The organism is Blautia sp. DFI.6.71 (assembly GCF_020593585.1).
Taxonomy (GTDB): Bacteria; Bacillota; Clostridia; order Lachnospirales; family Lachnospiraceae; genus Blautia_A; species Blautia_A wexlerae.
In genome coordinates this window covers 16467-29885 of the sequence record NZ_JAJDMJ010000047.1, presented here as the reverse complement: position 1 = coordinate 29885, position 13419 = coordinate 16467, and the positions used below count along the sequence as shown (strand labels likewise).

Annotated in this window: 12 protein-coding genes; 1 reads left to right on the top strand and 11 read right to left on the bottom strand. The window is 42.3% G+C overall.

Going from position 1 to position 13419, the window contains the following annotated elements; translation table 11 throughout:
* Nucleotides 1-404: 404 nt before the first annotated feature.
* Nucleotides 405-1271, bottom strand: a complete 867-nt coding sequence (locus LJE12_RS15595; protein ID WP_008705469.1) for a LysR family transcriptional regulator — start codon at nt 1269-1271, stop codon at nt 405-407.
* A gap of 136 nt (nt 1272-1407) precedes the next feature.
* Between LJE12_RS15595 and LJE12_RS15590 the strand changes: the two genes are divergently transcribed.
* Nucleotides 1408-2799, top strand: coding sequence for a sodium-dependent transporter (locus LJE12_RS15590; RefSeq protein WP_025579505.1), 1392 nt, complete (start codon nt 1408-1410; stop codon nt 2797-2799).
* 118 nt (nt 2800-2917) lie between these two features.
* Here the strand turns inward: LJE12_RS15590 and LJE12_RS15585 are convergent, their stop codons facing one another.
* The 10 genes from LJE12_RS15585 to purE all read right to left on the bottom strand — a co-directional run bounded on the left by LJE12_RS15585 (nt 2918) and on the right by purE (nt 13342).
* Nucleotides 2918-3583, bottom strand: coding sequence for an HAD family hydrolase (locus LJE12_RS15585; RefSeq protein WP_173721538.1), 666 nt, complete (start codon nt 3581-3583; stop codon nt 2918-2920).
* A 114-nt stretch (nt 3584-3697) separates the two neighbouring features.
* Nucleotides 3698-5074 carry a DNA repair protein RadA gene (gene radA, locus LJE12_RS15580; RefSeq protein ID WP_008705472.1) on the bottom strand — a complete coding sequence of 459 codons (1377 nt, stop codon included), beginning with the start codon at nt 5072-5074 and terminating at the stop codon, nt 3698-3700.
* Nucleotides 5068-5481 carry a hypothetical protein gene (locus LJE12_RS15575; RefSeq protein ID WP_008705473.1) on the bottom strand — a complete coding sequence of 138 codons (414 nt, stop codon included), beginning with the start codon at nt 5479-5481 and terminating at the stop codon, nt 5068-5070. Before LJE12_RS15575 ends, radA begins: the two co-directional genes overlap by 7 nt.
* Before the next feature lie 229 nt (nt 5482-5710).
* Nucleotides 5711-8173 (bottom strand): ATP-dependent Clp protease ATP-binding subunit, encoded by a 2463-nt coding sequence (locus LJE12_RS15570; protein WP_227292262.1) that lies wholly within the window; start codon nt 8171-8173, stop codon nt 5711-5713.
* 8 nt (nt 8174-8181) lie between these two features.
* Entirely contained in the window at nt 8182-8559 is a 378-nt protein-coding gene (locus LJE12_RS15565) for a GntR family transcriptional regulator (protein WP_020993363.1), read from the bottom strand.
* A 179-nt stretch (nt 8560-8738) separates the two neighbouring features.
* Entirely contained in the window at nt 8739-9509 is a 771-nt protein-coding gene (locus LJE12_RS15560; protein ID WP_008705480.1) for an SseB family protein, read from the bottom strand.
* Nucleotides 9510-9811: 302 nt separating this feature from the next.
* Entirely contained in the window at nt 9812-11086 is a 1275-nt protein-coding gene (gene purD / locus LJE12_RS15555) for a phosphoribosylamine--glycine ligase (RefSeq protein WP_055057206.1), read from the bottom strand.
* A 19-nt stretch (nt 11087-11105) separates the two neighbouring features.
* Nucleotides 11106-11747, bottom strand: coding sequence for a phosphoribosylglycinamide formyltransferase (gene purN / locus LJE12_RS15550; RefSeq protein WP_025579492.1), 642 nt, complete (start codon nt 11745-11747; stop codon nt 11106-11108).
* On the bottom strand, nt 11741-12766 hold the full coding sequence (purM, locus tag LJE12_RS15545) for a phosphoribosylformylglycinamidine cyclo-ligase (protein ID WP_227292261.1): 1026 nt from the start codon (nt 12764-12766) through the stop codon (nt 11741-11743). Before purM ends, purN begins: the two co-directional genes overlap by 7 nt.
* Nucleotides 12767-12841: 75 nt before the next feature.
* Nucleotides 12842-13342 carry a 5-(carboxyamino)imidazole ribonucleotide mutase gene (gene purE, locus LJE12_RS15540; RefSeq protein ID WP_008705484.1) on the bottom strand — a complete coding sequence of 167 codons (501 nt, stop codon included), beginning with the start codon at nt 13340-13342 and terminating at the stop codon, nt 12842-12844.
* Nucleotides 13343-13419: the final 77 nt, after the last annotated feature.

The following is a 13419-nucleotide window of genomic DNA, read 5'->3' as shown; positions in this document are numbered from 1 at the left end:
GTATGTGTTTCACTGTTTAGTTATCAAGGTTGTCTGTCTTGCGACAGCTTGTTTACTTTATCACATCTCTTTTTCTTTGTCAAGAACTTTTTTCAAGTTTTTTCAAAGTTTTTCGAACTCTTCCGGATTTCGGAACTGTTCTTCTGATCTGTGATTGTCGGCTCTGTTCAAGCGACTTGGTTACTTTAACATGTTTGTTTTAAGTTGTCAAGCACTTTTTGGAATTTCTTTTTTCTTTCAGAAATCTTTTTGAATTGTTTTTATCTTACAAACAATTATTCCCGACAGCTCATCTAATATAACACCGAAAAGCCACAATGTCAACAGTTAATTCCATAATTTGACAATCTTTTTATTTTCATGCTATATATGCCATAAAACAGGACTCTCTTCACTGCAAAATACTACATCATCCCCTTTAGATATTCCAACAATATCTTCGTCACAACCGAGTTCATTGTTTTTACAAATGCCAACCCAATAATTCTGGATCTCCCCGGTTCAAGAGGTCTGCTCTCTACATCATTGGCAAACGCCTTCATAACCAGCTTCTGTGAGATCGTCACTCCCAGCCCATTTTTCACAAATGCCATAATAAGCGTATCATCACGAAAACTGTAAGAAGTCTTTGGCTCCTTCCCACATCTTTCCAATAAATGCAAAATATCATTATCACATCCCGGAGTCTCTATAATGAAAGGATACTCCAACAGTTCTTCCAGTCTCACACTTTTCTTTTCTGCAAGAGGATGATTTTTCTGCATCACAGCACAGAGAGGATCCTCACATAATGGATAAAACTTCAGATTATCTGCAACGATCGAAGACAGAAATCCGCAGTCCACCTGCCCATGTATGATCCAGTCTCTGATCTCATCATAATTTCCATCAAAGATCTGCACCTCAACCTGTGGATAATTTCTGTTAAAATAATGGATCACTTCCGGCATCCACATTGCAGTTACACTGGAAAAGCTTCCTATTCTGAGTTTTCCTTCTATTTTATGATTAATATTAAAAGCAGCCTGTCTAAGTTTATCTTTCTGATTTGTCATCTCCTGTATATAAGGCATCAGCATTCTTCCATTATCCGTCAGAGTTACACCCTTTTTAGCTCTTGCAAATAACTGTACTCCCAGTTCCTCCTCAAATCCGGCCATCATTTGACTGATTCCCGATTGTGTATAGTTTAGCGCCTCTGCTGCTTTCGAAAAACTTCCAGTCTCACATACCTTCAAAAAAATTTCATATCTGTCTCTGATTTCCTTCATTTACAATCCTTACTTCTTGTCTGTTTTTATCCATTACTTTTTTTAATGTATACTAGCAAAAACATTCATTTTACTTATATGTTAACATATGTTATCGTACTTATGCAAACATAAATCATACAGGAGATTATCTATTATGGAAAGGAAATCAAATCATTTTTCAGGACAGCTCGGGTTTGTCCTTGCCGCAGCCGGCAGTGCTGTAGGAGTAGGCAATTTATGGAGATTCCCATATCTTGCAGCCAAAGATGGAGGCGGTCTGTTTTTAATCATTTATTTTATACTTGTACTTACATTTGGATTTACCCTGCTTACATCTGATATCGCAATCGGCCGCCGCACTCAGAAAAGTGCGATCGGTGCTTATGCTGAAATGAAGCCCAAGTGGAAATTCTTAGGCATTCTGACTTTTCTTGTACCTGTTCTTATTATGACTTATTACGCAGTGATCGGTGGATGGATCACCAAATATGCTGTAGTCTACCTGACAGGACAGGCAAAGGCTGCTGCAGCAGATGATTATTTTACTTCTTTTATCACATCCTCCACCTCACCTGTTATTTTTGCACTTATTTTCATGGGTGTAACTGCATTTATTGTATACAATGGTGTGCAGGATGGTATTGAAAAAGTATCCAAATGGATGATGCCAGTTCTTCTGGTACTCGTTGTCATCATCTCCATTTATTCCCTGACTCTGAAACATACAGATTCTTCCGGCCAGGTACATACCGGGATCCAGGGATTTCTTTATTACCTGACCCCAAATCTTGAGGGGCTTACTGTACAGCGATTTTTACAGATTTTACTGGATGCAATGAGTCAGCTGTTCTTCTCTCTCAGCGTGTCCATGGGAATCATGATCACCTACGGTTCTTATGTAAAACCTGATGTTGACTTAAACAAGGCTGTTAATCAGATTGAAATTTTTGACACAGGAGTGGCATTTCTTGCAGGTGCCATGATCATCCCTGCTGTATTCGTATTTTCCGGAACAGAAGGAATGGGAGCCGGTCCAAGCCTTATGTTTGTTTCTCTCCCAAAGGTCTTTGCAGCCATGGGAAAAGCAGGCATATTTGTAGGAATCCTCTTTTTCGTAACTGCTATTTTTGCAACACTGTCATCCTGCATCTCTGTGTTGGAATCCATCGTTGCAAACTGTATGGAAATCTTCCACACAGGCAGAAAAAAAACTGTTTCTGTTTTATCTGCAGTTTATCTTGCTGCTTCTGCGATCATTGCTTTGGGATACAGCATTTTCTATGTAGAAGTGGAACTGCCCAATGGCTCTACAGGACAGCTGCTTGATATTATGGATTACATCAGCAACAGTGTTATGATGCCATTTATCGCATTACTTTCCACCATCCTGATCGGATGGGTTATGACACCTGATTATGTCATTGATGAAATGGAACGAAACGGCAGCAGATTCCGCAGAAAAAAACTTTATCGAATCATGATCCGCTATGTTGCGCCGGTTATGATGTTTATCCTGTTTTTACAGTCAACAGGAGTTCTCTCATAAGCAAAAACTTAATATAACAAAAAAGGAATCTGTTTTCCTGGAAAAGTTTTGAAATAAACACCAGTAAAAACAGATTTCTTTTTTATTCAATCACTGACACTCATAAAAACAAATGAATTTATATGCCTGACCCCTGCAAAAATTCCTGCACTGCGCAAAGCGATCCCAGAATCTCTTCTGCGAGGGACTTCATCTCCTCCGTCACCTCCATCAGATCCGGCACCATGATCGGATGCATCCCTGCTGCATAAGCCGCCCTGATTCCATTATGAGAATCCTCAATCACATAACAATTCTCCGGTCTGGTTCCCAGTCGTCTGCAAGCCTCCAGAAAAATATCCGGTTCCGGCTTACTCCGTTCCACCATATCTCCCCCGATAATCTGATCAAAATATCCCAGCAGCCCGCCATCTGAAATCTCCGAACGCACCAGTGCCTCCCGGGTAGAACTGGCAAGCCCAATCTTAAATCCCCTCATCTTCAGATATTTCAAAAGCTCCTCAACCCCCGGCTTCTTTGCCAGTTTACCTCCGGAAGCATGACTGAAAAACACCTCTGCCATCTCCGCTTTATATTCCTCATACGGAAAATCTTCACCATAATGCTTCAGAAAAACCCCTTTACTTACAACACTATTTGTTCCCAGACACTCATGACATGCCGCCTCAACTCCTGCGATTCCATGACGTTCTGCCACTTCTTTCCACGCTTGAAGCACAAGAATCTCCGAATCAAAAATCACTCCATCCATATCAAATATCACTGTATCAATTCCACTCGCCATAACTTTTGATCCTTTCCTCTTTCTCTCTATCAGCAGACTTTCTCAGGCAAAAATATCTTTGACGACAGTCTGATCGACTTATTCAAACCATATATAAGCCAGTAGTCTGACAATCTATTTTTTCATAATATAACCAATCGCATCACGAATCTGCGACACATAAACCAAGTTGATTCCTTCCACTTTTCCAACAGAAGACCTACACACTTCTGGCAGCACAACTGTTCCAAATCCCAGTTTTTTCGCCTCCTGCACACGCTGGCCTGCCATATTCACTGCGCGGATTTCACCACTCAGGCCAACCTCGCCAAACACCATCACATTATCAGGAATCACAATATCCTTCGCACTGGAAACAATCGCCAGACAGATCCCAAGGTCAATTGCCGGCTCTGTCATCTTCATTCCCCCTGCAATATTGACATAAGCATCCGATGCAGCCAGACGGAGTCCTACTTTCTTCTCAAGCACAGCCATAAGGAGATTCACTCTGTTAAAATCAGTTCCTACCGCTGTCCGCCTCGGAATACCGAAATTACTCTGGCACACAAGTGCCTGGATTTCAACCAGAATCGGCCGGGTTCCTTCCATAGAACACGCCACAACAGAACCCGACGCATCCTCCGGTCTGCCATTCAGCATATATTCCGACGGATTCTTCACCTCCTCAAGACCTGTATTACACATTTCAAAAACACCAATCTCATTCGTAGATCCAAAACGATTCTTCACCGCACGCAGGATACGATAAGAAGCATGCCGGTCGCCTTCAAAATAAAGCACCGTATCCACCATATGTTCCAGAACCCTCGGACCTGCCACATTTCCTTCTTTCGTCACATGACCTACAATAAAAATGGACACCCCCATTCCCTTTGCGATCTGCATAAGGATATTGGTAGATTCTCTCACCTGAGAGACACTTCCCGGTGCCGAACTTACATCTTCGTGAAACATAGTCTGAATGGAGTCGATCACAACCACATCCGGTTTTCTGCGCTCGATCACCTCACGTATCACTTCCAGGTTCGTCTCACATAAAAGCTGCATCTTATCCGTAAACTGCCCGATACGATTAGCTCTCAGCTTAATTTGTCTCAGAGATTCCTCGCCTGAAATATAAAGAACCGAAACCTGCTTCTCTGCCAGATTCCTGCACACCTGTAAAAGCAGCGTTGATTTTCCGATTCCCGGATCTCCTCCCACTAAAACAAGGGAGCCGGGGACGATACCGCCGCCCAGCACCCTGTCAAGTTCACCAATCTGAGTTGTCTGCCGTTCATCTTCTGACAGGCTAATGTCTTTAAGGATCACCGGTTCCTGCCTTTTTTCTGATGATTTCATTACTCCAGAAGAGGATGGCTTCTTTGTGGAAACTGTCTCTTCCACAAAGGTGTTCCAGGACTTGCATCCCGGGCACTGCCCCATCCATTTTGCGGATTCATATCCGCACTCCTGGCAAAAATATACCGTCTTTTTATTTTTCAGCATTTTACAATCTTTACTTCTACTCTTGCAGCATTGCCAAGTTCCACGCTAAAGGAAAGTTTACCGCCCAGGTTTGTTTTCATCTTACCTGTGCTTGCCTGTTCAATAAATACTTCATATTCTGTATCCGGCTCCATCTCCACTGTGATCTGTGCATCTTCCGGTCCCTCTACATGGAAATCCATCTGAGCTTCACTCTGTGTAAGATTAAATACTGCTGTTCCCGGAACTGATTCGTAAACGAACATTCCGTTTCTCTCGAGCTTGGTAATCTCCTTAAAAGTTTTTACTTTATACATATCGCCCTGATGCTGATAGTCTGATAATTTAGACTTCTGTGCAAGCTCATAGTCACCAAAGCTGATTGCTCCATTCTCTTCTGTACGGATTAATTCTTTTACTACTGCCATTTCCTATGTCCTCCTAAGACTCTTTTGTTTGCCGCTCCACCGGTTCATCTGCCGATGCCGTACAGTTTTTCACTATCTCTGTACTTTTCCGACATTTTATGTGCTTATTATATAATACATTCACTTTTTTGACCAGTATCTCACTGATTTTTTTATACTAATTTCACAATTTCTGTGAATCATGTGAGTCCTCTGCTTTAATTGTAAATATCTGTCTGCTCAGAGATTTCTACTGTTTTTTCACTTCAAATGCAATCTCGTTTTTATGAAGTTTCACCTGTACACTATCTCCACGTTTTACTCTGCCTTCCAGAATCTCGTTTGCAAGCGCATCTTCTATCTTACTCTGAATTGCACGACGCAGCGGTCTGGCACCATATTTATTATCAGAACCTTTTTCTGCAATAAAATCTTTCACAGCATTTGTCACTGTAAGATGAATTTCCATCTGTTCTGCGCATCGTTTCTCCAGTGTTTTAAGAAGCAATGTCACAATTTTCCGGATATCTTCTTTATTCAGCACATGGAACACCATGATATCGTCAATTCGGTTCAGGAACTCCGGTTTGAAAATCCGGCGCACTTCTTCCATCACACCGCCTTTCATTCGTTCATAGTCTTTCTTCTCATCATTATCAGACATGAATCCCAGACGTTTCGGTTCCATGATTGCCTGTGCCCCTGCGTTGGAAGTCATAATAATAATCGTCTGTTTGAAGTCGACTTTTCTTCCCTGTGCATCTGTAATATGACCGTCATCCAGCACCTGTAAAAGTATATTAAACACATCCGGATGTGCCTTCTCAATCTCATCAAAAAGCAATACACTGTACGGATTTCTGCGGACCTTCTCACTGAGCTGGCCGCCTTCTTCATATCCTACATATCCCGGAGGAGAACCGATCAGCTTGGAGACACTGTGTTTCTCCATATATTCGGACATATCTACACGAATCATCGCCTGTTCACTTCCAAAGACAGCTTCTGCCAGAGCCTTGGAAAGTTCTGTCTTACCAACACCTGTAGGTCCAAGGAAAAGGAAAGAACCAATGGGACGGTTCGGATCTTTAAGTCCTACTCTTCCCCGTTTCACTGCCTGCGCAACAGCTTTCACTGCCTCATTCTGTCCGATCACTCGTTTATGAAGTTCTTTCTCCAGACGAGCAAGACGTTTGGTTTCTCCCTCTGTCAGTTTCTGAAGAGGAATCTTTGTCCAGTCAGAAATCGTCTCTGCAACAGCAGCTTCATCTACAACAAGTTTCTTCCTCTTATTTCTACGTTCAGTCTTAATGCGGATTTTCTCCATTTCGGCTTCCACTTCATTTTGGCGTACCTGTGCTTTTTTTGCGCGTTCAATATCTGCAGTCTTAACTGCCTGTTCTTTCTCCTCACGAAGTTCATTCAGTTCCAGTTCATATTGTTCCATTTCAGGTGCTGACTGATAACCCGCAAGCTGAACCTTTGATGCTGCTTCATCAATAATATCAATTGCCTTATCCGGAAGGAAACGGTCATTGATATATCTTTGTGACATTTTTACTGCTGCCTCAAGTGCCTCATCTTCAATCTTTACCCCATGATGTTTCTCATAATATGGACGCAGACCTTTAAGGATCTCAACAGTCTCCTCTGAAGATGGTTCTTCCACTGTCACAGGCTGGAATCTTCGTTCCAGTGCTGCGTCTTTTTCAATATATTTACGGTATTCCTCCAGAGTAGTCGCGCCGATAAGCTGAATCTCACCTCTGGAAAGAGAAGGTTTCAGGATATTAGAAGCATCCAGTGCTCCCTCCGCTCCACCTGCTCCGATGATGGTATGGATTTCATCAATGAACAGCAGAATTCCCTGATGTTCTTTTACTTCCTGGATCACATTCTTAATGCGTTCCTCAAATTCACCTCTGTATTTGCTTCCCGCAACCATGCCGGAAAGATCTAACACAACAAGACGCTTATCCTTCACTGTATCCGGAACCATTCCCATAACGATGCGCTGTGCAAGTCCCTCTACAATGGCAGTCTTACCTACTCCGGGTTCCCCTGTCAGACACGGATTATTCTTCGTACGTCTGCTCAGAATCTGAATCAGTCTGGTAATTTCTTTATCACGCCCTATCACAGGATCCAGTTTTCCCTCTGCTGCAAGCTGTGTCAGGTCACGACTGTACTGATCCAGCGTAGGGGTACTGGTCACTTTTTTGTTTCCCGCATTCCTTGCGTACTGAAATTCCTCTGCAATGGTATCATTGTCAAATCCCATAGCTGTCAGGATAGCCGCAAACAACTTCTGGATATTTACTCCCATTGTAAAAAGCAGTCTGGTCGCTACGCAGTCTGTCTCTTTCAGAAGCGAAAGCAACAGGTGCTCTGTTCCGCAAAGACATTCCATACTCTCAGCATCTTCCTCCGCCTGTTCAATGATCCTTCTTGCTCTCGGGCTGTACTGGGGATCTTTTGTTTCTGCTGCCGCAGTATTGCCCTGAACCGGTGTAACCAAGCTGCTGATAAGTTCCCTGAGTTTTTCTTCTTCTACGTTAAATTCCTGCAGCACTTTTCCCGCAGTGCCTTCAGGTTCTTTCAAAAGACCTGCAAGAAGATGTTCTGTTCCGATATATCCATGTCCACAGGTTTTCGCAGTTGTCTTTGCCAATTTGAGGGCATTCTCTGCCTGTCTGGTAAATTGTCTCTCCATGTCCTCTCCTATCTGTTTTCATCATATTCGTCAAAAATCTCATCAATAAGCTGATGTACTTCCTCTCTGCTTACGCTCTTGCAACATCCTTTCGCAAGCGCCACCATGAGATTCTGTTTCAGTTCTTCCAATGCTTTCCGTTTATTTACATCAATAGAAATCACTGCACCACGTCTGCGGTCGATAGTGACAAATCCCTCCTGTCGCAACAGTGAATATGCTTTATTTACTGTATGCATATTTATCCCAACTGTATCTGCAAGCTGTCTCACTGATGGCAGTGTATCTCCCTCCTGCAGTCTTGACGTAGCAATCCCCATGATGATCTGATTGGTCAGCTGGATGTAAATGGCTTCATCACTGCTGAAATCTATTTCTATCATCATACGTTTTCTTCTCCTTTTTGTGTTACACATATCCTAGCACAAACCAACATTTTTTGCAACAGAAAGACGTATTGCTGTATTATTTTTCAAAACAAAAAGGAGTGTACTGCCATGTTCTCACACAGCATGCACACCCTTTATCTTCTTTCTGTCAACTGAATTTCATCTACATGACTTGATTATTTTAAGCCAATGATCTTATTGAGCTGTTCTCTGTTCAGAACAAGGTTAAAGCCTAATGGATTAACTGCATAAGCCATTGCCTTATCGATTAACAGCTCCGGAAGTTTTGCAAACGGTACTTTCGCAATACGCAGCTTCTGACCTTTTGTAAACTTCTCAAGTTCCATAACGTCTGTAAATACAGGCTGGAGAATTTCTTCTTTTTTATTTTTGAGATACGGAATATTGATCTTCTTAGGATCTTCAGGATCTACATTCATAGCAACCAGATATTCGGATTTCTTCAGGTTTACGATCAGTTCTTCCTCAAGCTCACGAAGATTTCCATGCTGATCCTTCTCTACCGGACGGCGGAGTTCCTGCATAAAGTAAATGCCGGAAAGCTCCAGTGTAGGATTCAGAAGCGGTCTCTTAGCCGGCTCAATCTTGCTCATATCTGCCTGTTTTGCAATATCAGGAAGATCAATCTCAATCTTATCTTCACCATCTACCCATACAACTGTATTTACGCCAATTGCATAGAAAGTTCCATATAATCTGGGATAATCCTTCTTGGTAAATTTCATACCCATAAGAAGAACCTTTTCTTCCAGCATTTTTTTGCCGAATTCTTTGATTCCTTCTTCTGTTGAAAAAATCCATGCCTGATCATTAAATGTCTCTTCATCACATTTCACATACGGAAGCTTTGTAGCCTGTGAATATGCCACAAAAATCTCCTCTCTGGTCTGTAATTCTTTGATTGCTTCTTCTTTGCTGATTCCCATGCTCTTATCCTCTCTGTCTCATTTCTTTTATGATCTTCTGTATTTTCTTATCTACATAATTTCTGTTCATAAATTTCCCCTGCTGTCCGGAGTTCGATTACGTTTCTGTTTTACAGCACTGTTTTATTTTATAACAGATTACATAAAAAGTAAAGAAAATAGCCTATATTATTTATGCAAAAACATTTACAAAAAAATCAGAAAACAGTCCGGTCTGGTTTTAAACCTTTCTGTTTTCTGATTTGTTTTACAGTAATCATCCAAAATACATTTTTTCTGAAACTGCAGCACCTCAAAATTATTTATGCTTCATCAATTGCCTTACCAATATCATGGCGCATATATTTATTTGCAAATGTGATCCACTCTGTGGCTTCATAGGCATTTTTTCTTGCTTCCTTCAGGTCTTTTCCTGTAGCTGTAATTCCCAGGACACGACCTCCGTTGGTTACGATCTGACCATCTTTTAATTTGGTTCCTGCATGGAAACAATAATACCCATCCTTACCTTTGAAGTTCTCAAATCCGTACATTGGGATACCTTTTTCATATTTTACAGGATATCCATCACTTGCAAGTACTACGCACACTGCTGCATTATCCTCGAACTGAAGGTCTACCTGGTCCAGTGTTCCATTTACGCAAGCTTCCATTACTTCAATGATATCATTCTTCATACGTGGCAGGACTACCTGTGCTTCCGGATCTCCGAAGCGTGCATTATATTCCAATACCTTCGGGCCATCTGCGGTAAGCATAAGACCAAAGAAAATGATTCCCTTAAATGGGCGTCCTTCTGCAGCCATTGCGTCCACTGTCGGCTGATATACATATTTCCTGCAGAATTCATCTACCTCTTCTGTGTAGAACGGACTCGGGGAGAAAGTTCCCATTCCGCCCGTATTCAATCCCTGATCACCGTCCTGAGCGCGTTTATGATCCTGTGCGGATGTCATTGTACGGATAGTTTTTCCATCTACAAATGATAACACAGAGACTTCACGTCCTGTCATAAATTCTTCGATGACCATGGTATTTCCGGCATTTCCGAATTTCTTATCTTCCATGATCTCTTTTACGCCATCTTCTGCCTCTTTCAGATCCTGACAGATCAGTACTCCCTTGCCGAGTGCAAGACCATCAGCCTTCAGGACAATTGGAAATCTGGCTTCTGTGCGGAGATATTCCAGTGCTTTCTCAGGATCATCAAAATTCTCATATGCCGCTGTGGGAATATTGTATTTTTTCATCAGATCTTTTGAGAACGCTTTGGAGCCTTCAAGGATAGCTGCATTCTTTCTCGGGCCAAAGACTTTCAGACCACGTGCTTCAAATACATCTACCACACCGCCAACCAGAGGATCATCCATACCGATAATGGTAAGATCGATTGCTTTCTCCTGAGCAAAATCAGCAAGTTTCTCAAACTCCATAGCACCGATATCTACACATTCTGCAAGTTCTGCAATCCCTGCATTTCCAGGTGCACAATAAATTTTATCCACTTTCGGACTCTTTGAAACACTCCATGCAATGGCATGTTCTCTTCCACCGCTGCCTACGATCAAGACTTTCATTTTATTTTTGCTCCTTTATCTACTCTTCTGTATCAAATTCCTCTGTTTCTACTCTTCCATCCACCACTTTCACTTTGTCATTGGCAATAAGATTGATAGCTTTCGGAAGAATCTTCCACTCCGCTTTCTCCATAACACGTCTCTGAAGAACTTCCGGGGTATCATCAGATTTAATCTTTACGGCCTTCTGAAGAATGATCGGACCTGTATCTGTACCTGTGTCAACAAAATGTACGGTCGCACCTGTCACACGTACGCCTCTTTCCAGAGCTTTCTCATGTACATGCAATCCATAATAGCCCACTCCACAGAAAGACGGAATCAGTGACGGGTGGATATTGATGATCTTATTTGGATACGCTTCCACGATCATTGGAGGAATAGCCACAAGAAATCCCGCCAGAACGATAAGCTCTACACCACTTTCTTTCAGCTTCGCAAGAAGTGCCCTGTGAAATTCTTCTCTGTTCTCAAACTGTTTTGGGGAAATACATACAGCTTCTATGTTGTGATTCTTTGCTCTCTCCAGCGCATAAGCCTTCGGATTATTGCTGATAACCAGAGAAACTTCTGCATTTGTAATCTTTCCACAGTCAATGGCATCCAGGATAGCCTGCAGATTTGTGCCGCCTCCTGAAACCAGTACACCGACTTTTAACATAAAGTCACTCCTTTTTCACCTGCTTCGATACGTCCGACTACATATGGAGTATCGCCTGCTGCTTTAATTGCTTCCATTGTTTTATCAACATCTGCTGCATCTACGGCAAGAACCATTCCGAGTCCCATGTTGTAGGTGTTGTACATCATCTGTTCTTCAATGTTACCTTTCTCTGCAAGAAGTTTGAAGATTGGAAGTACCGGATAGCTGTTCTTCTCTACTACTGCACGTGTACCATCTTTGAGCATACGCGGAATGTTTTCATAGAAACCGCCACCTGTGATATGGCTGCATGCATGTACGCGGACACCTGCATTTTTGATGCTCTTTAATGCTTTTACATAGATTCTTGTCGGGGCAAGAAGAGCTTCACCAAGTGTTGTTCCAAGTTCATCATAGTAAGTATCAAGGGATTCTTTTGTCATATCAAATACTTTACGGACAAGCGAGAAACCGTTGCTGTGAACGCCAGTGGAAGCCATACCGATCAGGATATCTCCGGCTTTTAAGTCTTCTCCTGTGATCATATCTTTCTTATCGCAGACACCTACTGCAAAACCAGCCAGGTCATATTCATCTTCCGGCATTAATCCCGGATGTTCTGCTGTCTCACCACCGATGAGAGCTGCATCAGACTGTACACATCCTTCAGCCACACCGCCTACAATAGCCGCGATTTTCTCCGGATAGTTCTTTCCACATGCAATATAGTCAAGGAAGAATAATGGTTCTCCGCCTGCACATGCGATATCATTGACACACATGGCAACTGCATCAATTCCGATGGTATCATGTTTGTCCATGACCATCGCAAGTTTTACCTTTGTTCCACATCCGTCTGTACCAGATAAGAGTACCGGCTCTTCCATTTCTTTGATCTTAGCAAGGGAAAATGCTCCGGAAAATCCGCCCAGGCCTCCGAGCACCTCTTCGCGCATGGTTCTCTTTACATGTTCCTTCATCAGCTCTACTGATTTATATCCTGCTTCAATATCTACTCCAGCGGTCTTGTAATCCATAATTATCCTCCGTCTTTTACTCTCAATTTCAGATTGTTTTCTATTACCGTTCACTTCGTGTATAGTAATTATTTTTTAGTAATTTTTATATCCGACTTCCTGTAATCTTGCGTCTTTTGCTTCCACCTGTTCTTTTAATTCCTGGCTGTAAGCCTTTAATTTTGCAAGAAGTTCCTCATCTGATGTTGCAAGTATCTTAGCTGCCAGAAGTCCTGCGTTTGCGCCTCCGTTGATAGCGACTGTTGCAACCGGGATTCCTGACGGCATCTGTACGATAGAATAAAGGGAATCTCTTCCTCCCAGAGAAGTGGTGTGCATAGGAATTCCGATAACCGGCATCGGGAAGATTGCTGCGCACATTCCCGGCAGATGAGCTGCCATTCCTGCACCTGCAATGATTACTTTAAAGCCTTTTTCCTCTGCTGTTTTTGCATATTCAAAAAAGACATCCGGTTCCCTGTGTGCGGAAATGATCTTTATCTCGTAATCAATTCCCAGTTTCTCCAGAATGTCTGCTGCTTTGCTCATGATCGGCATATCTGAGTCGCTGCCCATCACAATTCCTACTTTTGCCATGATTATTCTCCTTTTCTTCTCAAGTATTCTCAGACAGACCAGATTTTATCTGTCCGGGACTTTGTTTTTATTTTATT